Source organism: Desulfoluna sp., from assembly GCF_030145185.1.
Lineage (GTDB): Bacteria > Desulfobacterota > Desulfobacteria > Desulfobacterales > Desulfolunaceae > Desulfoluna.
This window is the reverse complement of the sequence record NZ_JAQYWB010000076.1, coordinates 1-25704: the sequence shown is the minus strand read 5'-3', so window position 1 is coordinate 25704 and position 25704 is coordinate 1. Positions and strand designations below refer to the sequence as shown.

General features: G+C 57.0%; 16 protein-coding genes. 1 reads left to right on the top strand and 15 read right to left on the bottom strand.

What is annotated here, in order from left to right:
• Positions 1-46: 46 nt before the first annotated feature.
• The 12 genes from Q1Q75_RS19040 to Q1Q75_RS18985 form a co-directional block, all read right to left on the bottom strand.
• Complete coding sequence (locus Q1Q75_RS19040) at positions 47-2263, bottom strand: glycosyltransferase (protein ID WP_300673942.1); 2217 nt, start codon at positions 2261-2263, stop codon at positions 47-49.
• 44 nt (positions 2264-2307) lie between these two features.
• Complete coding sequence (locus Q1Q75_RS19035; protein WP_300673940.1) at positions 2308-2904, bottom strand: acyltransferase; 597 nt, start codon at positions 2902-2904, stop codon at positions 2308-2310.
• Complete coding sequence (locus Q1Q75_RS19030) at positions 2901-4481, bottom strand: oligosaccharide flippase family protein (protein WP_300673938.1); 1581 nt, start codon at positions 4479-4481, stop codon at positions 2901-2903. The genes Q1Q75_RS19035 and Q1Q75_RS19030 overlap by 4 nt, the downstream gene beginning before the upstream one ends.
• A complete protein-coding gene (locus Q1Q75_RS19025) occupies positions 4478-5653 on the bottom strand; it encodes a glycosyltransferase family 4 protein (protein WP_300673937.1) in 1176 nt (391 codons plus the stop codon). Before Q1Q75_RS19025 ends, Q1Q75_RS19030 begins: the two co-directional genes overlap by 4 nt.
• Before the next feature lie 118 nt (positions 5654-5771).
• The gene (locus Q1Q75_RS19020; protein ID WP_300673935.1) at positions 5772-6353 is read right to left on the bottom strand and encodes an acyltransferase; all 582 of its coding nucleotides are present in this window, start codon (positions 6351-6353) and stop codon (positions 5772-5774) included.
• A 59-nt stretch (positions 6354-6412) separates the two neighbouring features.
• The gene (locus Q1Q75_RS19015; protein ID WP_300673933.1) at positions 6413-8584 is read right to left on the bottom strand and encodes a hypothetical protein; all 2172 of its coding nucleotides are present in this window, start codon (positions 8582-8584) and stop codon (positions 6413-6415) included.
• A gap of 50 nt (positions 8585-8634) precedes the next feature.
• Entirely contained in the window at positions 8635-9666 is a 1032-nt protein-coding gene (locus Q1Q75_RS19010; RefSeq protein ID WP_300673932.1) for a polysaccharide biosynthesis/export family protein, read from the bottom strand.
• A gap of 298 nt (positions 9667-9964) precedes the next feature.
• Positions 9965-11320 carry an O-antigen ligase gene (locus tag Q1Q75_RS19005; protein ID WP_300673930.1) on the bottom strand — a complete coding sequence of 452 codons (1356 nt, stop codon included), beginning with the start codon at positions 11318-11320 and terminating at the stop codon, positions 9965-9967.
• A gap of 140 nt (positions 11321-11460) precedes the next feature.
• Positions 11461-12951 (bottom strand): NDP-sugar synthase, encoded by a 1491-nt coding sequence (locus tag Q1Q75_RS19000; RefSeq protein WP_300673928.1) that lies wholly within the window; start codon positions 12949-12951, stop codon positions 11461-11463.
• Between the two features lie 65 nt (positions 12952-13016).
• Positions 13017-13754 (bottom strand): sugar transferase, encoded by a 738-nt coding sequence (locus Q1Q75_RS18995; protein ID WP_300673927.1) that lies wholly within the window; start codon positions 13752-13754, stop codon positions 13017-13019.
• Positions 13755-13758: 4 nt separating this feature from the next.
• On the bottom strand, positions 13759-14091 hold the full coding sequence (locus Q1Q75_RS18990) for an STAS domain-containing protein (protein ID WP_300673926.1): 333 nt from the start codon (positions 14089-14091) through the stop codon (positions 13759-13761).
• Between the two features lie 192 nt (positions 14092-14283).
• A complete protein-coding gene (locus Q1Q75_RS18985) occupies positions 14284-14700 on the bottom strand; it encodes an ATP-binding protein (RefSeq protein ID WP_300673924.1) in 417 nt (138 codons plus the stop codon).
• An 840-nt stretch (positions 14701-15540) separates the two neighbouring features.
• Between Q1Q75_RS18985 and Q1Q75_RS18980 the strand changes: the two genes are divergently transcribed.
• A complete protein-coding gene (locus tag Q1Q75_RS18980) occupies positions 15541-19755 on the top strand; it encodes an acyl-CoA dehydratase activase (RefSeq protein ID WP_300673923.1) in 4215 nt (1404 codons plus the stop codon).
• Between the two features lie 169 nt (positions 19756-19924).
• Here the strand turns inward: Q1Q75_RS18980 and Q1Q75_RS18975 are convergent, their stop codons facing one another.
• The 3 genes from Q1Q75_RS18975 to mgtE all read right to left on the bottom strand — a co-directional run bounded on the left by Q1Q75_RS18975 (position 19925) and on the right by mgtE (position 24865).
• Positions 19925-20578 carry a flavin reductase family protein gene (locus tag Q1Q75_RS18975; RefSeq protein ID WP_300673921.1) on the bottom strand — a complete coding sequence of 218 codons (654 nt, stop codon included), beginning with the start codon at positions 20576-20578 and terminating at the stop codon, positions 19925-19927.
• A 212-nt stretch (positions 20579-20790) separates the two neighbouring features.
• Positions 20791-22413 carry an ABC-F family ATP-binding cassette domain-containing protein gene (locus Q1Q75_RS18970; RefSeq protein ID WP_300673919.1) on the bottom strand — a complete coding sequence of 541 codons (1623 nt, stop codon included), beginning with the start codon at positions 22411-22413 and terminating at the stop codon, positions 20791-20793.
• A 1072-nt stretch (positions 22414-23485) separates the two neighbouring features.
• Entirely contained in the window at positions 23486-24865 is a 1380-nt protein-coding gene (gene mgtE / locus Q1Q75_RS18965) for a magnesium transporter (protein WP_300673916.1), read from the bottom strand.
• Positions 24866-25704 lie beyond the last annotated feature (839 nt).

Below are 25704 nucleotides of genomic sequence, written 5' to 3'. Positions count from 1 at the left end.
TTCCGTTTTTAAGGGGGGGGTGTGCAAGGGGGTCTGTGTGTCGGGTTCAGGGGGCAGGGTCCGCATCGGCGGTCTCCCTGGCCGTGGGACAATTCGGCGCGGGTGGGTCGGCAGGGGTGGGAAGTCGCTCAAGACGTTCCCCAAGTTTTAACCGCTCCAACTGCCAGGCATGAAGGGATGCCTTGAAACCGGGGTGGTCGTATTGACGGGTGCGGGTGATCCATCCCTTGATGTAACCCGCGACAATGAGAAGGCCGCCGAGGAGATAGGGGCGCTCCAGCATGCGATAAAGGCCCACGGCGAGGATGTACAGGGGATGGGTGCCCATGAAGTACTGTCCCCAGCCCCAGCGCAGACGGCCATGATAAATACTTTTCTGGGACGATCCCATGATTCGGTGGTCGGTGATCATGAGCTCGGGGTGCCGGAAACTTCGAGTTCGATAGCCGGCCATCCGGCACCGATGAAAGGTGATGCCATCCCACATGACCTGGCGGGTGAACCCTCCGATGGCGTCAAAGCAGCTTTTGCTGAGGCAGAGGACGCCCCCTAAGACACTCTCGTCCGTGATGCGCTCCTCGATCCTTCGGCCATCCCCCACATCGAGGAAAAGCTTGCCGCTGGCGGCCCCCAGATAAGGGTCTCGCCTGAACAGCTCAAAAAGGGTCTCGAAATAGGTGGGGCCGAGGGTGAGGTCGCCGTCCATTTTACAGATGAAATCACAGGGGGCGGTGCCCATGGCGGTGTATCCGTCGTAGAAGGCTTCCACGACGCCTGGCCCTACTTGCCTTTCGCCGCGATTTTCCCTTTTTACATACCGGATAAAGGGGGCGGTCTCGGCGGCTTTCTGGATGATGGCCGCCGTTTGGTCTGTGGAGCCATCATCCACCAGGATGTATTCGGCGGGGAGGAGGGTCTGGGAGACAAGGCTTGCGATGGTGGCGGGCAGGTACGCCTCTTCATCGCGGACGGGAGAGATGACGATATAGCGGGGCGGCTTCGCCCAGGTCCCCCGTTGTTTCGGAGGCGCGGGTTTGCTGAAAGAGCTCCTTCGGATTAAACGGGCCAGAGCCGAGGCATTGGCGCCCTGATGAAATTCTGCCTCCACTTTTCCCCTGCCGTTTTGGGAAAGGCGTTGCCTCAGCTCCGGGTCATTTAACATCGCCTTCAGCGCTTCGGCCAGCGCATCATGGCTTCCCGGTTCACAGAGCAGCCCTGTTTTTTTGTCATCAATCAGCTCCGGGATACCTGAGATAGAGGTTGAGATGACCGGTACCCCGGAAGCCATGGCCTCCATGAGTACCACCGGGATGCCGTCCATATCTCCGTCGGCATCTCGCCTGCAGGGGAGCACAAAGCAGTCGAGCCCCGAGATCCAGCCGGGGACCTCCCCATGGGGCAGGGGGCCTTTGAAGGTGACCTCGGCCGTCAGGTCCAATTCCCGGACCCGCTGTTGGAGGGCCTCTTTCATGGGGCCGTCTCCGGCGATCTCAAGGTGAAAGGTGAGGCCCTGACGCTTAAGGATTGCGCAGGCCTGGATCAATAGCGGAAACCCTTTTTTTTCGACCATACGCCCGATGGTTCCCAGCAGGGGTGGGGTGGCGAGCTCCTTGGGTGGGCGGGCCTCAAACAGCGTGGGATCCACCCCGCAGCGGATGACATGGATCGATTTTTCCGGCGCCCCCCGTGAGATGAGGTATTGCAGGTTGAAGTCAGAGATCGTGGCCGCAAAGGCGGCACGGTTGACCTTCTCTTTCAACAGCCATCCCCGCTCGAAGAGGTCGTTGGCGTGGGCGGTGAAGCTGAAGGGGAGATGCCCCATGACCGACGCGTACATGGCCAGGTCTGTGGGGATATGAGCAAAATGGGTGTGGAGGTGCTCGCATCGGTTGGCGGTCAGGATATCCGCCAGATGAGAGGCCCGCGCCCACCGGTAGCAGAGCCCTGCCGCGATGCGGGAGAACGGGCCGACCCGGAACAGGTCCCCCATCAGGAGCTGGATCGATAGGGCGTACCTCACCGGGTGGGTCACCAGTCGCCTGAGATGCGAGAAGAGAAGGGAGACCCCGGACTGCTCGTAGAGGTAACAGGTGACGCGAGCCAGCCGCTTGGCCTCGTTGCCAGTGGCAGGGGCCTGGGGTCGATGCACCGAAATGGGGAGCACGGAAAATCCGAGCTTCTCCATTTCCAGAAGCTCACCGGTGACAAAGGTGGATGACAGCGCCGGAATCTCCGGGGCCAGGTAGGCTATTTTATCTTTCATGGGGGGGCCTCTGCAGGGGGACGACTGGTTTTTGATGAGGGGCTTTATGATGATGGTTTTTCTCTTTTTCGGATCATGCGGGCCGGGGCACCGGCGGCCAGGGTGTGGGAGGGGATATCCTTTGTGACGACACTGTTCGCACCGATGATGGCCCCGTCACCGATGGTGACTCCCGGCAGGATGCAGCTGCCTCGGCCGATCCAGACATCTCTGCCGATGGTGATGGGGGCGCAGGTGTGGGCTTGAAGGCGCATGGGGGTCCCCATCTCCATGCCGTGGTTTGCGTCTCTAATGGAGGTGAATTCTCCCACGATGGAAAAGGTTCCGATGCGGATCTGGGCATAGCTGGTGAGGGTGACGCCCCGGTTGATGCGGATGTTGCTCCCGAGGATAATCTCTCCCTGTTCCTCGGTGGTGAACTCGCATTCTCGGCCGAGTCGGCACCTCTTGCCCAGGGTGATCTGGCCGGTGCCGAGGATGCGGATCGGGCCATCGCACTGGGTGGAAGGGTCGGCCTTTTTGACATGGGCCATGAATCGCGCAGTGTAGACAAGGCGCCGGAAGGCACGGTTCATGGGGTGCAGGAGGCGAAAGAGGCGGCTGACGATGCGAAGTGTGATGGTGACAAGGGGCTGTTTCATGGGGCACTCCACAGTTTTTTCCATAAGGGGCGGATGGGGCCGGGGAGGCTGAACTGGGTCAACTTTTGTTTTTCATCGGCGGAGAAGAGGCGGTCTCGAAACACCAGGATAAGGAGCAGGGCCAGGAACAGGTGGGCGCAGCCGAACAGGGCGAGCAGGGCAAGTCCGGGCCAGCGGGAGGGCGCCAGAGGCGCCCAGATGCGTTGGCAGACCAGCAGGACGGGCAGTCCTGCGGCAAAGAGAAGCAGCACCGGGGGGACCGTCATGCCGATGAACTGTCTCCAGGCGATGGAAAACAGGGTGTTGGCTCGGTGCAGGAAATAGAGGGAGCCTGCGCTCTGGGCCAGGGTATACGCCCAGGCGGCACCCTGAATACCATAAAGGTGAATGAAAAAGGGGGTGAGCCCCAGAAGCATCAGGGCGGAGAGGCCCATGTACTGGATTTCGTAGCCAGGAAGGCCCATGCCTCGGACACAGGCGGTGCCTGAGCCGGTGAAGAGGTTGATCAGGGTCCCTGTGGCCAGGATCTGCATGACATGGGCCGGTCCTTCGTATCCTGGGCCCACCCACACCTCGATGATCTGCGGGGCGAAGAAGATGAGAAAGGCATAGGGGAGCCCCGAGAGCAGCATGATATAGCGGGTGGAACGCAGGTAGATCCCCCGGAGCCGGTCGTGCTGGTTGCTTCCTTCCAGGTGGGAGGCGGCAGGCATCAGGGTGCCGGCCACGGCAGAGGGCAGCATCATCCCGATGTTGGGCAGCTTGCGACCGATTTCGTAGAGACCGGCCGACTCCAGGTGGAGGATTCGTGTGATAAAGATGCGGTCCACTGAATTGATCAGGAGGGAGAGAAGCCCCAAAAAGCTCATTTTCCCACCGAAATCGGCGAATTTTTTTAAGGCCTCCAGACGAAGATGCCGGATGCGTACCGAAAGAAAGGGGAACACCCGGTGGGCGAAGATAAGGGAGAGGACGATAATCAGGCCGAACCGGATGCCGTAGGCCCAGAGCAGGGAAAAGACCCCCATGCCGAGACGGAAAAAGAGGAGCAGTAGCCCCAGCTCCACCACCGAGGCGAACAGATGGATTTTTTTCACCAGGGCGATCTTCTGTTCTCCCTCCAGCACGCATTGATAGCCGGCCAGGCTGAAGTTCAATACGAAGATGGCGGCTGTTCCCACGAAGAGGCGGTGGGCGGTCCGGGTCAACTCGGGGTTGATTCCGAGGATGGGGATCAGGGTCGGCAGCAGCCAGAGAAAGAGAAGAAAGAGCACGAGCCCCATTCCCACCATGGAGAAGATCCCTGTGGAGAGCAGCTCGTTGACTTTCTCGTCTTTTCCTCGGGACCGGTAATCGGCGGTATACCGGATGTAGGTGTTGTTGAACCCGAAGGCGGTCAGGGCCAGGTAGGAGAGCACGACAAAACAGTACGCCCAGAGCCCATACTCTTCCAGGGTGATGTACGAAAGGATCAGCGGGGTGAAGATCAGTCGAGTGCCCAGGTACCAGACATTGTAGACCATGGTGAACAGCGAGTTTCGGGAGACTGTTTGGGCGACGTTTTCCTTATCGTTCATTCTTCCTGCGCCCCGTGGATCAGCCGTGAGATTTCGCTCGCCATGGTCTGTCCCCAGACCTCCCAGTTGAGATGTTCTTCATAGCGCCGGCGGCTTTCGGTGTTGAGGCGCAGGTAGGTGGTGGGGTCGAGGACGGTCTCCTTAATCAGTCGGGCAAAGTCGGCCCCGTCGGCGTGGACGGGGAGGAGGTGACCGTTGACCCCGTTTTTCACGATGGTGCCGATGCCCCCGACATCTGTGGCAAAGACGGGCAGGCCGTAGGCGGCTGCTTCGCAGAAGACGACGCCGTAGCATTCGGCCCGTGTGGGCAGAAGAAGGAGATGGGACCTGTTCAGCACCTCCTGAAATCGCGCGCGTTCGTCTGGAAGATTCTTGTTGAGGTAGGGGATGACCTCCATGCGGTTGTGGTGAAAGCCGGCCGGAGGGGTGGTGCCGCAGATCGTGAGGCGTGTATCGATTCCCTGTTCTGTCAGGTTGATCAGGGTCTCTAAGGCGATCTCTCCGCCCTTGCGCTCCCACTCCTTGGCAAGAAAGAGCATCTCCAGAGGCCCTTGCACGCGACGCCCCATGGCGGTCTCCCGCAAGGGAGGTGCATCGAGGTTTGCGCCAAAGGGCAGCACCCGCACTTTTTTCTGGGGTGCCTGGTAGGTCTGGATGGCGGATTGCGCGGCCCAGTGTGAGGGATAGATCAGAAGATCGGCCCGGTCGATCACCGCCTGTTCAAAGTGATGCTCCGTGGTGGTGGCGGTTTCGCCCAAAGAAGAGAAAATGGGGTAGACCTCCTGCATGAGGGCGAAGGTGGCATCGGAGATGTAGACCAGAGGGATCGGGCTTTCAAGGTGGGCCACCTCCACACTGGCGGCGGGGGCGACTAGCAGGTCGAAGGATTCTGCCTGGAGGCGTTTTTCGAGACAGTGGGCAAAGTGTCGGGACGCCTCCAGGGTGCGCTCTGGATAGCTCCGAAGGTCCGTGATGCGGTAACGGATCTGGGCCAGCCGTTTTTTCCATACCTGAAGCGGGATGGCCAGGGGGCCGATCCAGGTCACGGAGCCGACATGTTTTTCAAGGGCTTTTACCATGAAATAGGTGGACCCCGACCAGGTTCGTCGGTCAAAGGGATCGCCGGGACTGGCCACGGCGATACGGAGTCTGGCAAGGGGCTTGGGGGACATGATGGATCGCTCCGGCGGTCGCTCTGACCGCATTGTAAGGGGAAACTCCGGGGTGTTGCGTGTGCCCGGAGCATGGGCTGGACGTGAAGGTGCTCAGGCCAGTGCCGATCGGGCCCTCTCATTCGGGATTCTTCTCATCCGGGAAGAAATGGGCGATGCGCATTTTTCGGAGTTTAATTTCTAAATGGGGATCGAAGACATGGCGACCCGTCTTGGCCAGGAGAGGGTACCAGGGAAGGGCACGAGTGGCCGTATCGAGCTTGTCCCGGTAGCTTTGGGTGGTGCAGATATGACGGGCTGGATTCCCCGCCCACACTTCGCCATCCGGGATATCATGCGTGACCACAGATCCTGCGCCGATGATGACGTGGCTGCCCACCGTGATGCCGGGCAGGAGGGTCGTGCGGTTGCCGAGGAAGACGTGGTCACCGAGGGTGATGGGAGCCACCCGGTCCAGGTGGGAGGCGTTTCGGATATTAAGCATGATCACCGAGGCGTCGTGGCAGAGAAGCTGGCATCCGTCGGTGAGCCAGACGTTGTCGCCGATGGAGGTGAGATAGCCGTCCGGGAGTCCGCAATTTTTGGCGATGAAGCACCCCACGCCCTGGTGCCTGAGAGCGCCTTTTTTTTTCAGGTGACGAGCGTAGGGGAAGCCGCTTTTGATGAAAAATCTCACATAGATTCTCTCTGTGATGTTCATAGGCTTTTCCCTGTGTCTCGGGTCATCCCGTGCTTGGGCTGGGGTCCACGCTTTGTCCCTTATCCCGTGTGATCAAAGGCGGTGTGGACCAGTTGATAGTATTTGTTCATGGCGTCCCGGTAGTATCGGCCCCTCTGGAAACGGACACGGTTCAGCACCACGGAGATGGCTTTGACTTCGAGGCTGTCGAGGGTGTGGACGGCCCGGGAGAGTTCTTTTTCGATGACGGCGCCTGACTCCACCACCAGGATGGTGACGTCTGCCAGGTGGGTGAGGAACCGGGCGTCGGTGGAGAGCCATAACGGCGGTGAGTCGATGAGAATGTAATCGTAATCGCAGCGAAGGCTCTCGATCATCGCGGCCATGCCGGTCTCCTGGAAGATGCTTTTCTCGGCACCGGGCCAGTTGCCGAAGGGAAGAATGTGGAAGGGGTAGTCGTCTGAGTCCACCACGGCCTCTTTCAGGTCACAATGGCCTTCAAGGACGTCCCACAGGCCGGGGGCTTTTTCGGGGAGCAGGGACCGGGTGACAGGGTTCCAGACGTTGAGGTCGACAAATATCTTGTTTTTTTTCATGCCGGGCAGGACCGTCAGCGTGTTGAGAAGAAAGGTGGAGACGCCCTGCCTTTCGTTGAGTGACAGGCCGTTGTAAACCCGGGAATTGTGCCGCGTGGCCTCTTTGGAGAGGGTAAAGGCGATCTCCTTGAACTGTTCGGATGTCTGTGAAAAGGGGGTGTCTGAGCAGACCCGGTAGGAGGACTTTGCCGCGCCTGGGTCGTCGCGAGTCTCCATGATGTGCCCGGTGGGCGGGAATCCCAGGACCCGTTGGAGGTCGTGGGTACTTTTGATTCGCGGGTCAATTTTGTCTCGCACGATGGCCGCACCGGCGCCGGTGAAGAGGCTTAAGAGGGCGACCACGGTGGCCATTTTGACTCGTTTCCCGGTGTCAGGATTTTCCGGGGTTTTGGCCTGGGTGAGGATGCTTACGCGGCCCGGAGACCGGGACTCCACCTCAATCTGGTCGATGCGTTCTTCAATCCGCAGCAGAGCGTTTTGGAGCCGGTCGATCTCCCGCCTCAGGGTGGAGGCCTTCATCATCTGGGTGTTGACGTCGGTGGCTTTGTGTTCGGCGGCGGTGAGTTCCTCAATCAGACGCTTTTCAGCGCTCAGAGCAGAGGCGAAGAGCATCTCTTCTTCAAGGATTGATTTGCGCCGGTCCGATAGGAGCTTCCCCCGGATGACCCTTTCTCCGACTTCATTGGCTCGTTTGAGGAGGTTGTCCTGCACCTCGTAAAGACGGGTGAGGTTCTCTTCATACTCTTTTTTGTCCGGGTGGCTTTGGTTGACCCCGGAGAGGGTGAGGCGCATGTCCTGAAGCTTTCGGGAAAGCTGAATCCGGTTGTCCCGGGTGGCCCAGTCTTTTTCCACCCAATCATCCACGTCGGCGGAGATGTCGAGCTCTTGAAGTTTGATCATCTGGCTTTTCAGTTCCCGCAGGCGTGTCTGGGTTTCGATGCGCCGCGTCTTGGCCTTGACCAGCTGCTGGGTGAGGTCCACCACGGCCTGGAGGTAGACGTAAATGTTCTTTTCATCGGTGATCCCGACGGCATATTTGGCGGAGATGCTCTCGAGGATGGCGTATTTTTCTGAGAGGACCTTTTCCTGCTCTTCCCGTCGGCCTTTGAGAAAGCCCAGGCGGGCGGCGTCTTTGTGAAGCTGCTCGAGGCGGGTGTGTTCGATGTAGGCATCCGAGACGGCGTTGAGGATTTCGGCCAGGCCCTGACCCCGGCGGCTGAACATGGAAAGCGAGAAGAGCTGGGTGTCCCTCAGCTGCTTGATGGCCAGGCGAATGGCCAGACGATCCACGGCCTGCTGCATGGTCTCTCCGCCGAATCGCCATTGGCCCTTTGTCTCCTGGGCGTCTTCGATGGCCCGGGAGAGGACGGCGTAGCTCTTGACGATATTGATCTGGGTGCGCACGTAGTCGTCGTAGTAGGGCGTGATGGAGGCCTCTTCCTTGCCGTAAAGGATCTTGGGTATCACCGGTTCGATTTGAAGGACTGCGACGCTGTAAAAGACGGGTTTGACCTTGAGCCACACGGCCGGGACGCCCAGCCCCAGGATAACCAGGACGATGAGGATCACCATGGGCAGGTGATTTAAAAGACTTCCCACCGGGTCGATGGGCTTGGAGGGAAAATTCTGCGGCGGTTTGTTGGCTGAGGTATCCATGGGGGAAGGCTGTCCCGGGGTGTGTGAGGCGTCTCATGTGAATGCGTGGATCAGTCTTTCAGGCTTTCGTGGATGATGGTGCCGCTGATGAATGTTCGCATGAAGGGATCAATCTGCCGCAGATAGTAATTGAAGGAGGCGATCCCTTTTTTGGGGATGAAGATGATGTCGTTGTCCAGAAGCAGAAAATTCTGGGCCAGGTTGCCGGTGGCCAGCATCTTGTCCATGTTGATGGTTTTAACCCCTTCCTGATCTTCCATCTCCCGGATCAGACGGATTTTTCCGGTCTGGGCATCTTCGGTGGGGCCGCCTGCCAGGTTGATGGCATCCAGCATGGAGAGGCCGGTGGTCTGGATCTGGTAGGATCCTGGGTTTTCCACCTCTCCCATAACAAAGACCGCCGCGTCCATGGATTCCGGAATATAGATGATGTCATTGTTGGCCAGGCTGATGTTGAGTTTCAAGTTGGCCCGTTGCAGGAGCTTCAGCAGATCAATCCAGATGATCTGTTCTTTGCCCCGGACAATGTAGCACTTGGAGAGAAAGATCGTCTTGTCCCGGGTGGGGAGGCCTCCGGCCATGGCCAGCGCCTCCAGGAGGGTGGCCTGACTGCTGAAGTGGATCACGCCGGGATTTGCCACTCTTCCCAGGACATACACTCGATTGTTCATGTATTTGATGATCTTTACCGTGGTGATGGGTTCTTCGTAGAATTGACGGTAAAGAGCGGTAATGAGCTCTGAGGCTTTTTTCCGGTTCATTCCTCCGATCTTGAATTCTCCCAGCATGGGCAGGGTGATATGGCCGTAGGGGCCCACCAGGTGTTCTCCGGAGAGTTTGGGGCGGTTCCATATGTCCACATTGAGCAGGTCGCCGGAGCCGATGAGGTACTCGTGGGTGAGGTTGGCCTCGTGGAGGCGGATGACCTCCGGATCGGCAAAGGGAATGTCCGTGCGAAAGCTGTTGCGGGCAAAGGGGTCGTCGTTGTCCACTTCGATGGGCTTGGGACCGGTACAGGCCAGCAGGAACAGGAGGGCAAGGGCGGTGAGACAGAGGGGCGCTCGTGGGGGACGGGAACACATAGGGTGGCTTTTTCCTCTTATTTTGACAGGGGGAACCCAATCAATGGGCATCTGCAATGAGGTGTCTAAATTGGCCGAACTAGCGTCGCAAAAATGGTCCCCCCCCATAATTATTTATAAGGCTCTCTTTTATGAAGATTTTAAGTAACTATTCAGCCCAATCTATCTCAAACGGCTGGGATGACGAAAACATCCCGCCATGCGCCACCGCGTAGGGTGTGCTTGCGCACCATTTCTTTACACCTGGCCCTCACAATCTCTTTTCTGATTTCGCAATATCTGAATAGTTACTTCTGGGTTACAGGATGCGGGCAAAGCCGAAACGGTGGGTTTTCACAGGGACCATGGCAGGGACCGTGGAGGCCAGACTCCGGGGTCGGGTCAGGATGAGGATCTGCCCGACACCGCCCAGCATGTAAAGGTACTGGACGCTCTGGGCGCCGGAGTAGACGGTGGCCTGAGAAAAGATGGCGCAGACCCATCCGGCGATGAGGCACCAGGCCAGGCGTCCCCAGGGATCGTCGTGGGCGGTGTGCTGGGCATACAGGATCATGCGGATCAGCATGCCGAAGAGAAAGACGAGGTAGAAGGAGAGCACAATGATCCCGGAGGCCAGGGCCACGCCCAGATATTCGGCGTCGATGGATTTCATGCCCTTCACCGAGGGGACGGAAAAACGTCCCCAGCCTGCATAGGGGCGCTCCATGACCACTTCGCTGTAGGCCTGCCACATCTCTTTTCTGTAGGCGACGTTTCGCTGGGCTTCGGTGGTGGCCGTGGCGCGGGTGACGGCGATGTAGTCGATGAACTTCGGCACAATGACCATGAGCAGGAGAATGCCGCAGGTGGTGACCGCCGTGAGGATGGCGGCGCGGTTTTTGTTCCAACCGTAATAAATGACGGCGAGGCCGAGGAGAAAGCCGATGATGGGTGCCCGGGAGATGGAGACAAAAATACCGAGGATGTTCAGGCCCACGATGAGCTGGCCTTTGCGCCGACTGGGGTAGTGCCCCTGATTGTGGCACCAGAGGGCCAGAGGGGCGATGAGGGCGAAGACGTAGCCGGCAACGATGGGATGGGAGAAGGGTCCTAAGGCACGTTTGAATCCCCAGCGGCTCATGACCATGCCGGTATCCCAGACCACGTAGGTGGGCCAGAGACGCCTTAAGTGTTCGTCAAAGTGGTTGACGAACATGCGGAACTCAATCGCATTGAAGAAGGCCACGATGGCCCCCACGAGGGTAATGGCCCGAATCAGGGAGACGAGGGCTTCCCGGTCCGCAGCGAAGCTGCGGACCATCATGTAGGGAACGCAGATGCCCATGAGGTTGTTAAAGAGGATCTTCTGGGAGATCTTGTAGGTGCTGTTGCTCCATTGAGCGAAGAAGATGGAGAAGACATAGGCAAAGATGAAGAGATCAATCCAGTGCGGTTCGTAACCGTCAAAGCCGTTTGTGGCCCAGACGGCGATGATGGGGACCAGTGCCGCCGACCAGAAATAGAGCTCCGGTACGCCGCTCACCACCTTGACGTTGAAATAGGCGGGAAAAAAGGTGATGGCGGGGAGAAAGGAGAGGATGAACACCTCTCGGGGCGAACGGGTGGTGAGGAGCAGAGCGCTGATGATCAGGGGCAGCAGAACGAGTTTATCCATGGGGTCAGGGTGGGTGGATGGTGATTAGTAAATAGTGAATAGTGAATAGTGAGAAGTGAGAAGTGAGAAGTGAATAGTGAGAAGTGAGTGGTGAGTGGGCCTCGCATTTTTGTCATGTTTCAGGCGGATGCGGACGCCTTTCAGGACGGTTTGCCGGGTCGCGGGACGATGCCGAAGAGCTGGCCGATATAGGTGACGAAGAGTTTCAGGTCGTAGCGGAATCCAGAGGAGACGGTGTAGACGGTTTCGGCTGCGTAGAGCTCATCTTCGGAGGGGTAGGCGCCGAAATGAAGCATGGCTTCGGTGATGAGCCCTCCTTTACCGGAGAGGTAGAGACTTTTCCAGTCTGGAGGCAGGGCGCGGAGGGCCTCCGGGGTTCGGAGTCCGAGGCCCACGAATCGAAGTCGACCCTGGGCCACAGGAATGAGCCCGGGAAGAAAGACGAGAAAAAAGTGCCACCAGCGGGCTTCCCAGCTGATGGGGTCCGGGCCTGCCTCTTCACAGGTGGTAAAGGAGACCATCTTCCAGTGGGTTTCATGGGGGGGGGGGGGGAGGGCGACCACCTGGAGTCGGGATCGGCAGGGGCCTTTTCGGAATAGAGTGAGGACAACCAGAGTAGGAAGGAGAAGGGGGGCAAAGGCTGCCAACAGCAGCAGAGCCATGGCCCGGGAACCCAGCCTGACCAAGCTGTTTCGAAGTTGCTTTTCAGCCATGTCTCCGATGATAAAGGCATCGGTAATAAGAACTTCGGAGCCAAGGGCCGTGTTAACCAGACAATTCTTGTCCACCAGGCAGGCCTCGATGGAGAGATTTTTTCCGATGTAGCTCAAAGAGCGGACCACGGAATGCTTGATGCGCGTTTTTTCATCCACCACGCACCCTTTGCCCAGGACGGTATGGGGACCGATCACCGCTTTTTTTCCGATGCGGCACGCTTCGTTGATATAAACCGGCGGCGTGATCTCTGCGGTGGGATGCAGCCCGACGTCCCGTGACAGCCAGATCCCCTCTTCCACCTCCCGGGCGGAATGCATGAGGTGGGGCACGCCCAGGTTCAGGAGCTCTCGGGTGGCGATGAGGAGAGTGGCCGCATCTTTGATGAGGAGGCAGGCACTCAGCGAGTGCTTGACCCCACCGGTTTGTATCAGCAGCTCCTCAAGCCCTTGACGATCGGTGGTTTCGGATACGCCTGCGGACCACTCAGGAGGGAGCACGGCCCAGCCTGACCACTGCGCGTGGGTTTCGCCCCCGCGCATCAGGAGAAGCGGAGTCTTCGTGTCCGTTTCCAGGGTGCCCAGCAGCGGGAGGCTCTCTTCATGGGCCAGGAGAAGGGGCGTGGTTCGGGGGGGAGAAAGGGCCTCGGCAAGGGCACGGTATGGGTGCTCCGGATCTCGCGTCAGGTGATAATGAAAAGGGCATCCCCATCGCTGCCCGCATCCGAAAAAGGCCTCCACCTTTTCAGGGCGGTGGGATAACACAAAACTCACCTCTGTGACGCCCCATCGAATCAGGCTCTCGACCATGTGTTGCAGGAGAGGCCTGTCCAGAACCGGCAGCATGCCCCGTCCCAATCGCTCCGACAGGACCGGAGCGTCGTCCACTCCTTTTGTGGCAATGATGATGGCTTTCATGGGGACCCTGGTGGCTGGGTGGCCCGCAGCGATGCGGAGGTGTTGCCCTCGGGGAGAGGGGGAATTCAGTACGCTCCGCGACCGAAGAGGACGGCCGGGATGGTTTTTAAGAGAATTTTCAGGTCGGTTTTCAGGCTGCGGCTTTCGATGTACTGAAGGTCGAGCTCCACCTGGCGGTCGAAGGGGATATCGCCCCGGCCGCTGACGGCCCAGATGCTGGTCAGACCGGGAATGATATCGAGACGCCTTCGGTCGGCAAGGGTGTAGAGGTCGACCTCCCGGGGGAGGGGGGGGCGTGGGCCGACGAGGGACATCTCTCCTTTCAGGACGCACCAGAGCTGGGGCAGTTCGTCGATGCTGAGTTTTCGGATGATGCGACCGATACCGGTGACCCGGGGGTCTTTTTTCATTTTAAAGGTGACGCTTTGCCTGTGATGACTTTGGTCCAGGATCGCATCTTTGAAAAATTCGGCGTGGATGACCATGGACCGAAACTTGGGAAAGGGAAACTCTTTTCCCCACTTGCCGACCCGTTTCTGCCAGTAGAGGATGGGGCCGTCGTCGGTAAGCCTGATGCAGATGGCAACAACCAGGAAGAGCGGGGAGAGAAGGAGGACGGCGCTTGCGGAGGCCAGGATATCCACCCCTCGCTTGATCACCCAGGCCCCCCCGGTGACCGCAATCCATGCGTATTTTTTTCGGAAGAAGCGCAGACGCATGCGAAGGGGACCCCGGCCGTATAACCCGTAGAGTTCTTCGATGAGTTCGGTGCGCTGCGGTTCGTTTTTTTGGGGCGTTTGCATGGGATCAGGCCTGCTTGACCGCGTCTTCACGGTTCTCAAAAATATCGATGATGCGATGGATGCGTACCAGCTCGAAGACAGCCCGAACGGTTTTCTGGAGGCCGCAGACTTTGAGGTCCCCTCCCTTGGCATTGAGTTGGCGGAGGCAGGAGAGAATCGATCCGCAACCGGAACTGTCGAGGAACTTAATGCTCTCGAGGTTGAGGACAAGGGTGGCATTGGTGTTGATCAGGGGGGTGATGGCATCCCGGAATTCACGGGTATTTCCGGCGTCCAGAGATTCGGCCAGGATGTCCACTACCACCGTGGTGTTGATTGTTTCGGAGCGGATCTTCATGGTTGCCTTCTTTGTTTGTTTGCTTGGTTTGGGCCGTGGCGGGTTAGCCCGAATATTTCATGAGAAAACAATCGGGACTAAGGAATAATTCGTAATTACAGTTCTTTACAGTAATATTTTCAGTCGTTTCAAAAATGCAAAATGTAATCTACGGTATTCTGTTTGATTTTCTCACCCTTCGGGCGAGCCGGGTTAGGGCAGATGGATGCAGAGCGTTGTCTGGTTTTCCTTCTCGTCGGGCAGGTAGTCGAATCGGTCCACCACCCGGGAGACGATAAAGAGGCCGAAGCCTCCTTCCTGGGAGCCATCGAAATGGGGGGCCGGGACGTTTTCAGGGTCGAAAGTGCGGCCCCGGTCAACGAATCGGACGCAGATGCGGTCGGGTTGGACCGTTGCCCGGATGGAGATGGGTTGATCAGGACGTCCCTGGTAGGCGTGTTTGATGATGTTGGCTGCCACCTCATTGGCCGCCAACTCCATGCGATCCACGGGGTCCTCGGGGATGTCTGTGAACATCTCCCGCAGAAATCGACGTATCTCCGGGAGGACCTGAAGGTCGCTTTTGACCTGAAGGGTTTTGTCTTTGATCAGGTGTCTCTTTTCAGTCATTGCGTTTCATTGTGATAGAGGTCCGATGCATGGGGAGACGGAGGATCTTGGGGGCCGTTTAGACGCGTGCTTTCATGGACTATAGCTCCGCCCTTTGGTTTACACAACCGGGCTGTTGCCTCAATAAATACGTATGAAATCAGGGATTGCGTGAGTGTCTTGCGGGCTCTGTAGAAGGCACCGTTATGTTTCTTTTTTGAGTCCCCTGGTTTCATGCTGGGAGCATCAAGGGGAGAAAAGGGCATGGGATATGACGGGTTATTAACCCGGCAACCTAATCTACGCATCAAACAAAGGGGCGTGGGGTATGCCGGGGCCTGGGAAGAGAAAGAGGTGGCGTCGGGTGCGCAGGTGCAGATAACAGGCCTTTATCGCGTAGATGATGACGTATTGATAAACGAATGCCTTTATATTAATAGGAAATTATTCATAAATCAACCTCCCTGTGAGGGGGGGTGGCCACGCAGGTTTTTCTCTTTTTGTTGATCCGCGTGTCATACACCTCACAGAGGACGTATCTCCGTTGGGTCTGAGGGCTTTTCGGGGTGAGTTATTCGTGGCGCATCTCCGGGTGTTTTAAGGTTGATTGTGTAAAATCGTGGTGTTCGGCGTGAGGTGAAGGTTCAAGACGGGGAAAAGGAAATGAGATATGGGCTTGTATGTATACGTGCAGGGGTGTAGAATACGTATTCTGAAAATGGTACGTATATTTTTTTGACCCATGAAGTCCTTATACGGGGCGCCCTCTTTTTGCTGGTGAACGTGAAGCGTTGCTTCCGAAAGAGAAACCTTTTCCCGCGCCCGTTTAAAAACATTGAACCTTTTATACAGGAACGACAGATGACTTCGAACATTCTTGGACTGGATATCGGCTCCGTATCGGCGACAGCCGTAGAGATGACTCCCGACAGGCAGATTGTTAAAAAGGTAAGCCTTCAGCACAAAGGCGAGATGAAAACATCCGTGGCGGCCTTGCTTGATAATTTCTCAGAGAGCCGAATCGCGGCGGTGGTTGCCACCGACACCACCCCTTCTCTCATTGAGGCCTCCAGACGATATGACGGGCGTATCAGCTTGATTCATGCGGTCAAGCATCTCCATCCAGAGATCCGGAGTGTTCTTTCCGTCGGGGGGGAGCAGTTTGCTCTGATCCGTTTTGATGAAGAGGGCAACTACGTAGACACACGGGGCAATACGTCCTGTGCCGCCGGAACAGGAAGTTTTCTGGATCAACAGGCGGGGCGTCTTAACTTGAGCGGTATTGAGGAGCTCTCCTGCATTGCTGAAGAGAGCGCTGGAACCTTTCCCGAGATTGCCTCCCGGTGTGCCGTCTTTGCCAAGACAGATCTCATTCATGCGCAGCAGGAGGGCTACTCCCTGCCAGAGATTTGCGATGGCCTGTGTCATGGGTTGGCCAAAAATATCGCCGATACGGTGTTTGCTTCCAGGAAGCAGAAGAACCCCGTTCTTTTTGTGGGGGGGGTGGCGTTGAACCGGGCCGTGACCGGACACCTGGAGGGCCTTGCCGGGGTGCCCTTTGTCACCGATGAGCTGGTCCTTTATTACGGCGCCGTCGGGGTGGCCCTGGAATTTCTGGATGAGGCGTCTGTCTCTGCCGATGCGGTCCCTGTCTCAATTCCTGACGGTATTTTACGCCACGAAACGCTGACGAAAGAGTATTATTATCCCTCCCTTGAGCTGCGGCTTTCTGACTACCCTGATTTCACAAGTGAAGAGAGCTACGATCTTCCCTTTGAGCATGACGGGCTGAAGAGCTTTGTGGAAGTGGATATCTATGAAAAACCGAAGGAAACGACGCTTCCCGTCACCTTGGGCATCGATATCGGGTCCACCAGCACCAAGGCCATTGTGGTGGATGACACAAAACGGGTGATCGCCGGTTTTTATACGCGGACCTCAGGACGTCCTGTGGATGCCATCTCCGGTATCTTTGAAGCGGTCGAGGAGGTGGAACAGAGGCTGGGAGTGGCCTTTCACTGGCAGGGCGCCGGCACCACGGGGTCGGGTCGGAAGTTCATCGGCCGGATCGTAGGAGCCGATCTTTGTCTGGATGAAATTACCGCCCATGCAAGAGCCGCCTGTGAATTGAACCCTGCCGTGGATACCATCATCGAGATTGGTGGGCAGGATGCCAAGTTCACGACCTTGAAAGACGGCATGGTGACGTCCTCGGTCATGAACAACGTCTGCGCGGCGGGGACTGGCAGTTTTATTGAAGAGCAGGCCCTGAAGCTGGGGTGTGATGTGCGGGAGTATTCTCAGCGGACCCTGGGGGTGCGTGCCCCCATGAGCAGCGATCGCTGCACGGTTTTTATGGAACGGGACATCAACCACTATCTTGCCTGCGGGTTTTCCGTGGATGAAGTCCTGGCTTCGGCCCTGCATTCGGTGCGGGAAAATTACCTGATCAAGGTGGCGGACGAGGGACGCATCGGAGAGATGATTTTCTTTCAGGGTGCCACGGCAAAAAACAAGGCCCTGGTGGCGGCCTTTGAGCAGCGCCTGAATAAAAGAATCCTGGTGTCGAAATACTGTCACCTGACGGGCGCCCTGGGGACGGCCCTCACCCTGTTGGACGACGGTGTTAAAAAGACCACCTTTCGGGGCACCGGAATTCATCGCCAGAGCATCAAGGTGGTCTCCGAGGTGTGTGGCCTCTGTAACAACCATTGCAAAATCTCCGTGGCCGATGTGGCCGGTGAGAAGGTCGCCTACGGCTTTCTTTGTGGCCGTGATTATGAATCCACCTCTTTTGTGAGCAGCAACACGGCGGGCTTTGATCTGCTCAAGGCACGCAAGAAAATTTTTCGTCAGGAGCCGGTCCCCGAGTATCGTCACAAGGAGGTGATCGGAATTCCGGCGGCGCTGCATCTGCGTGAAGATTTGCCCTTCTGGAAACGGTTTTTTTCTCTTCTCTCCATCAAGGCCGTTACCAGTGAAGGCTTGAAATCGGCGGTGAAGGACGGGAAGAACCTGACAGGGGCAGAGTTCTGCGCTCCCATGACGGCCCTTCACGGCCATGTCGCCCACCTGACCGACAAAGCAGATTTTGTTTTCCTTCCCTATTACATAGAGAATAAGAACCCGGAGAAGGGAGGCCGGCGCCAGTACTGCTATTACACCCAGTTTTCACCGGCGGTTCTCTCCGCGTCAGCCCTGGGGGGCAGGGCAAAACTTCTTACCCCCACTCTGAAGTACATCTATTCCGGGGTTCATACACGGTACCAGCTTTACCGGATGATGAAGGAGGTGACGGATAAGCCCATCAGCTTTTTTGAGATCTCCACGGCGTACAACAAGGCCCAGGAGTTTGTTTTAGATGGCGAGAAGAAGCTGAAAGAGCTTTTCCTGGATACATTTGCCCCGGAGGAGACTCTCTCAGCCGTGCTTTTAGGGCGTCCCTATACCGTGCTTTCTTCCAATGCGAACAATCGAATCCCCGAGATTCTGGCCGAGCGGGGGGTGAAATCCTTTTATCAGGACATGCTGCCCAAGGGGGATCCCACAAAGATTCAGCCCATTCTGGATGAACTGCACTGGAACTATGCGGCAAAAATACTGGAAGCCGCAGAGACAGCCGCTATAACCCCAGGGCTTTATCCGGTGTTCATTACCTCCTTTAAGTGTGCCCCGGATGCCTTTATCATTGACGCCTTTAAGAAGATAATGGAGGCCAATAACAAGCCCTACCTGATTCTCGAACTGGACGAACACGACTCCAGCGTGGGGTACGAAACCCGCATCGAAGCAGCCATCCGTTCCTTTCGGAACCATTATGCCCAGATCGGCCGAGGGGTTGTCCGTGACTACTCCCTGGTCAATCCAGAGTTGGCAAAAGAGGTGGGAAACAAGAACGTGGTGATTCCCAACTGGGATGCTTTCACCTGCCAGCTTTTGTCAGAGAACCTGAGGCGGGAAGGGTTTACCACTTACCTGATCAAGGAGACCCCGGCCACCATTCAAAAGAGCCTGAAATTTAATACCGGTCAGTGTATTCCGGTGAACGCCATCGCCCAGGGGTTTATCGAGTGCATGGAGGAAAATCATCTGGATCCGGCCCACACCGTGCTCTGGATGTCCCACTCGGAGCTGGCCTGTAACATCAAGCTTTACCCTCATTTTATCAAGAGTCACCTCAAGGCCCATGGCGGCGGCATGGAGAAGGCCGGAGTCTTTGTCGGGGAACTCTCCTTTATTGATATCTCCATCCGGGCTGGGATAAACAGTTATTTCGCCTACCTCCTGGGGGGGCTTTTGAGGAAGATGATTTGCCGGGTCCGCCCGTATGAGGTGGTTCCGGGTTCCACCGACCGGGTGGCGGAGCGGTCCCTTGAAATATTGGGTGACGCCATGGGCGGGTATCGCACCAAAGAGAGCGCGGTCATCCAGGTGACTGAACTCTTTTCACAGATAGAGACTCGCCATGAGGAGCGCATCAAGGTAGCCATTTTCGGGGACCTTTATGTCCGGGATAACCACGTGATGAATCAGGATTTGATTCGGGTGATCGAGGCCAACGGGGGCGAGGCCATCACCACCCCGTACAGCGAGTACGCCAAGATGATTGCGGAGAAGTACTTCAAGAAGTGGTTTGCCGAAGGGAAGTATATGAACGTTCTCTCCTACAAGCCCCTTCTGGCGGCCATGAATACCCTGGAAAAACGGTATCTCAAATACTTTGAGCGGGTGCTTCCCGGCGTGCGCCACACCTTTAACGACGATCCGGAAAAGATCCTTTCGGCCTACAATCTCTCCATGGAGAACACCGGGGAGTCCATGGACAATATTCTCAAGATCCATTACATCAAAAAGCACTATCCGGATGTGGGCCTCTTTGTTCAGACCAGCCCCGCCTTCTGTTGTGCCTCGTTGATTACTGAGTCCATGACCGAGAAGATCGAGGCGGTCACCGGCGTGCCTGTGGTGTGCGTGACCTACGACGGCACCGGGGGCAACAAGAACCGCCAGATCATTCCCTACTTGAAGTACCCTCGAAAAGCCGACACCACTGGCCTGGAACGGTTTAGCGCATAAGGATCAAGGGGGCGGGGTGCCCTGGGATGTCAGGTGACGGTCGCTGTCGATGGCGATACGGCCTGACCCTTGTTCCGGGTCAAGCGGAAAGCCTTTGATTGGGTGATTTCGGATCAGGCCCTGCCTGGCGTGTCCGGGGCGGTTTGACTGGCCCCTGGCTTCTGGCTTGTCAGGATTGATGTCGCGGCGTCTGCTTTTTTTTGTGTTTTGGAGCCGTCATTGCCCCTCGGTGTTTCGAAAGGGGTTTTGGCGGTTTTTTTTTCTTTTCGACGGAAAATCCAAATTTGCCCAGTTTTTTTCCCAGGCCGTGGTACTGCCCGTGGGAGTAACAGATGGGCTTTGCCTCATCAAGGTGAAAGGCTCCGGTCTCTTCGTCAAGGTAGCGGGTATCGGCCATGACGTTGACCACCTCGCTGATGAACATGTCATGGGAGCCTAAGGGCACGATTTCTTTGACCCGGCACTCGATGTGCAAGGGGGCCTCGCAGATGATGGGGGCACCTACTTTTTCCGCCTTGCCTGCGGTGAGACCCATCTCTTTAAATTTTTGAAACTTTCTTCCTGATCGTACCCCGCACCAGTCCGTGGCTTTTGCCAGCTCTTCGGTGGTGAGGTTGATGACGTATTCGCCGGTGCGTTTGAGAATTTCATAGGAGTGGCGGTTGGGCCGTACGGAGATGTAGCACATGGGCGGATCCGAGCAGATGGTGCCCGTCCAGGCGATGGTGATGATGTTGTGCTCCTCCTCCGTTTCGCCGCAGCTGACCATCACGGCGGGAAGAGGGTAGATCATATTTCCGGGACGCCAGCTGACTTTGGCCATCGTTGTTTCCTCTGTATGGAATGACGGGTATCGGGGTGACAGACGGTCGATTTGTTTTTTATCTCGTCTTATACGCTAATGCGTGGTGGAAAGCCAATTTCCCTTGTCCGTCAGGGGGAAATCAATCGGGGGACGAACGCATTCGAATACGTCGACGTCGTGTTTAAAACCTGCTTTCAAGGTGGCTCCACCTTGCCGCCGGAGGCTTTTTTTTACCCTCTACCTGATTTGGTCAGGTAATAGTCGTAGTCGCCTTCATAGGAGATCATTGCGCCGTGGTCAATTTCAAAGACTCGGGTGACCAGGGCGCGCAGGAAATGGCGGTCGTGGCTGACGAGGACGACGGTGCCCTGAAATGCCGAGAGAGCCGCCAGGAGGATCTCCCGGGATTGGATGTCCAGGTGGTTGGTGGGCTCATCTAAGATCAGCAGGTTCAAGGGGCGGGCCAAAAGGGTGGCCAGGACCACCCGGCTCTTTTCTCCGCCGGAGAGCATGTCAATGCGCTTGTCCACGTCGTCGCCGGTAAAGAGAAAGGCGGCGCAGAGGCCGCGGATGGTGCCGATACCCGCCGTGGGCAACGTCTCCTGGATGGTGTCGAACACGCTTTTTTTAGGGGACAGGATGTCCATGGCGTGCTGACTGAAGTAGCCCGCATGAACACTGGCTCCGATGGTGAGGCTGCCGGTAGTGGCCTGGGTTTCGCCGGCCATCACCTTTAAAAAGGTGGATTTGCCCGCGCCGTTGACGCCCACCACGGCGATTTTGTTGCCCCGGCTGACCATGCCGGAGACTCCGCCAAAAACCGATTTCTGGGATCCGTCCTCGTTGGGCCAGGTTTTGCCCAGGTTTTCGATGGACACCACGTCGTCACCGGAGCGGGGCAGGGGTCCGAATTCAAATTTCATGGTGCGCTGTTCCGGCGGCAGCTCGATGCGCTCGATTTTTTCCAGTTTTTTGATACGGGACTGCACCTGGGCTGCGTGGGAGACGCGGGCGGCAAACCGCGCGATGAAATCCTCCTCCTTGGCCAGCATCTCCTGCTGACGGCGGTAGCTGGCCATGAGCTGTTCACGTCTTATTTCCCGCTCTTTCAGGTAAAAATCGTAGTTGCCCCCATAAGTGGTGAGGGTGCGGTTGGCCACCTCAATGGTTCGATTGACCACGCGGTTCATGAAATCCTGATCGTGGCAGGTCATGAGAAGGGCGCCTTTGAACTCAGTAACCAACCAGGTCTCGAGCCAGACGATGGACTCCACGTCGAGGTGGTTGGTGGGTTCGTCCAGGAGCAGGACATCCGGGTTGATGAGAAGAATCCCGGCCAGGGCGATGCGCATCTTCCACCCGCCACTGAAGGATTCCACCGGGTGATCGTGATCTGACGGACCGATCCCGAGACCGGTGAGGATGGCCTTGGCGCGGGGTTCTATATCGTAGCCGCCCCGATTCTCAAACTCCTCCACGGCGTTGCCGTATCGATCCAGCAGGTCGGCCATTGCATCGTCATCCATGGGGGTGGCCATGGCTTCTTCCATCTCGGCGATGGATGCCGCAATGTCTGAGAGGTTGCCTGCTGCGGCCATGACCTCTTCCAACACCGTGCGTCCGGCCATGTCTCCGGTGGTCTGGGAGAAGTAGCCGATGGTGGCCTTTTTTCCGATAGAAATTTCGCCTCCGTCGGGGGATTCTTCGCCGGTGATCAGACGAAACAGGGTGGATTTGCCGGCCCCGTTGGGGCCCACAAGGCCCGTTCGGGAGCCGGAAATAATTTGAAGACTCGCCTTGTCAAAGAGAATCTGGTCGCCGTGTTGCCGGGTGATGTTGGTCAAATGGATCATGGAAAAGGTCCAATGCTTTTTTGTGAAAAAATGCCTCCGGCGGCCCTGCCGGCGGCCAAACTTTTGCCAATTTAATGGGCTGGGTTTGATAAACAGGTTTTTTTGTATGCGTCCAGCCGCCAACATGAAGGAGGCACTCTTTCGTGGCTGAAAACATGTTGACTTATCACAGCCGGAGGCTGTGTTTTTTTATATATTCAAGAGGCACGACGGTGGCAGGCCGCCCAACAATCATGCCGGGATTATTCTTAAAAGATGCGGAGCGTACCATGAAGTCCTGTGTCAGGCAAGGGTCCTGTGCCAGGCAAGGGGAGGGGAAGGGCAGATCATAGCCCGGATATTTCACGAGTTGGGTGCGCTCATATGCAAGGCATCAGAGCTGAAGATGTAGTGGTTTACCTCAAAGCTCTGATAACGCGGCAGATGAGTGCACCCAGCTCGCCCGAAGGGTGAGAAAATCAGACAGAATACCGTGGATTACATTTTGCATTTTTGAAACGACTGAAAATATTACTGCAAAGAACTATCATTACGGGTTATTCCTTAGTCCCAATTGTTTTCTCATGAAATATCCGGGATAGGTGATAGGGGATAGGACAAGCTCAAAGCCTGTCTCCGGCGGCAAGGTGACGCCACCTTGAAAGCGGGTTTGCGAATGCTCTACGACTGTCGGAACTCTCAGTACCTTGCATCTGCATTCGCGTGATGTGCAAAGAAACGCACAGTACGTCGCAAGAGCATTGCTTGTCGGTGGGCAGAATCCAACTCAACCGTTGACTTTCACCGGAATAACTCCGGCGGCAAGGTGTGCCCCCTTGAAAGCGGGTTTGTGAGTGCGCATCGGGTGTCGTCACTCCGGGTTGAAATGCGTCCGCATTCGCGTGGAGTGCAAGGGAACGCACCATGCGTTGTGAATGCCTGCGCTGTAGGTGGGGTCAAATCACATCGGCGTTTGGGTCGACATAAATCTGAAATAGGGGCCGGGTTTAAACCAGGCCGAAAACCGTGCCTCAGGCGGCAAGGGTGTCGATGTCATTGGATACATGGACACCCCCAGTCTGTCACCTGCTTTTCAAACCCCCAAAAATACCCTTGCACAGGTAAAATAAATGAAGAGCCCGGTGATGTCCACCACCGTGGTAAGGGCCGGACTGGCCACCACCGCCGGGTCGAGGTGGAGCCGGTCCGCTCCCAGGGGGAGGAGGGCGCCCACGAGGGTGGAGGTGACCACCTGAATGGACAGGGCCAGGACGATGACGCCCCCCACCTGGGGCAGGGTAAAGCCGCCGGGGAGCGGGCTGCCGCCGGAGAGGAGCTGAACCTTGATCCAGGCCACAACGGCAAGGACAACGGCCAGCATCAGGGCGATACGCAGCTCTTTGCCGAGGACCTGGAGCATGTCTTTTGCTGTAATTTCACCGAGGGCCAGGGCCCGGATCACCACGGTGGCCGACTGGCTGCCGGTGTTACCGCCGGTGTCGGCGAGCATGGGCATGTAGATGGCCAGGATCATCAGGTGGCTCAAGGTGGCCTCAAAGTGCTGGAGGATCCCGCCTGAGATGAGCCCGGCGGCGGCCAGGCCCACCACCCAGAGGACGCGGTTCTTAAAGTGGGTCAGGGCCGGGGTGCGCAGGTAGGAGGTGGCGTCGTGGCTTCCCTGGATGGCCATGAATTTTTCCAGATCCTCGGTGTGCTCCCGGGTGATGATGTCGATGGCGTCATCATGGGTGATGATGCCCACCAGAGAGTCACCCCCGTTGATCACCGGCAGGGCGATGAGTCCGTATTTTTGAATCTGGCGGGCGGCAAACTCCTGGTCGTCGGTGACCCGGACTGAGATGACGCCGGCGTTCATGATCTCTTCCACCCGCTCATGGGCCGGGGCCAGGATCAGATCTTTGAGGGAGGCAAAGCCGATGAGCCTGCGCTCTTCATCCACCACGTAGGTGTAGTAAATCGTCTCTTTGTCCGGGGCTTCCCGCCGAAGTTTGTCGATGGCCTCTGCCGCCGTGAGTTCCGGTGAGAGGGTGGCGTAATCGGAGGTCATGACCGAGCCGGCGCTGCCTTCATGGTAGGCGGAGAGTTTTCGAATATCTTCCCGTTCGGCCACGGCCAGGGCGGAGAGGATTCGCTGGCGCTTGTTGTCCGGGATCCTGGCGAGAAGGTCCACCCGGTCATCAGGGGACATCTCCGTCACAAGCTGTGCCAGCTCTCTTCGGTTTAAGGTCTCGGCCACTTCTGCCTGAAACCACTCTTCCATTTCGGTGAAGATTTCAGCGGCAAGGGAGATGTCTCCCATGCGAAGAATTTTCCACGCCTCCTTAGGGGAGAGGGCCGATAAAAATTCAGCAATCACGCGAGGGTGGGTGCTGTCAAGGAAGAGCGCAAGGGCCTCTTTGTTGTCGGACTTAAGGTATTCTCGCAGCTCAGGGACGAGAAGCGGGTTTTTCATGATGTACCTCCCTGATGGTCTCCGCGCCGCGCGCGAGACCCAAACAGAGGGGTTACCTGATTACACGGAGGGCGTGCAGACGGGTGCCTTCGGGGAAGGGACGCAGAGCGGTCGGATAAAATGGGATGATTTTTCAGGGTCGGGCGGACTGCCACCTTCTGAATCGTTCATTTCCAGTTCCTGTAAGTGATCTGTTGCTCTGTCGTGCAGAGTATGGACGGTCACGTAGTTTTACCTCGCCTCCTGGCGGGGCAACGATGCCTGGAGGGGAATGACAAGCATGGTGTTCTCAACCAGGCAAAACCCTCAGGGCAAAAGCGGTTGCGAACATAACACCCCATTTTTTTTTCCGCAAGGCATCTTTTCGGCCAGGGGATGGCCGAATAATTGGGGTCACAAGCCCTCAAGGCCGGGCTGGCCACGCGCCAGCAACAGACATATTTATTCCGTTTGGGCCTCCTCGTGGTCCACGGGCCTGCCAAGAGATGTATTCGCTACGCTCATGCCTTATTTAATAAATTGACGGGACGAAGCGACTCCATAACCAAGCACGAAGAACCACGAACCACGAACAAAGAACAAAGAACACATGCTTTTTTGCCTCCGGCGGCGAGGTGAGCCACCTCGAAAGCGGTTTTTTTGTCTTGTGTGTGAAGTCCTGCGGCATAAAGTCCTGACCTTCGGATACCGTGGGACCCGTAGACATAATGATTGCCAAGTAGAACCTGCGCTCCATGAAAAGCGTGGATTATGCATTATATTAAGAAAATAACGCACAGAGCCAAAATCATGGAGGCAGGTATGGAACCAATTTTATCGTATGTCGGTCTTGACGTACA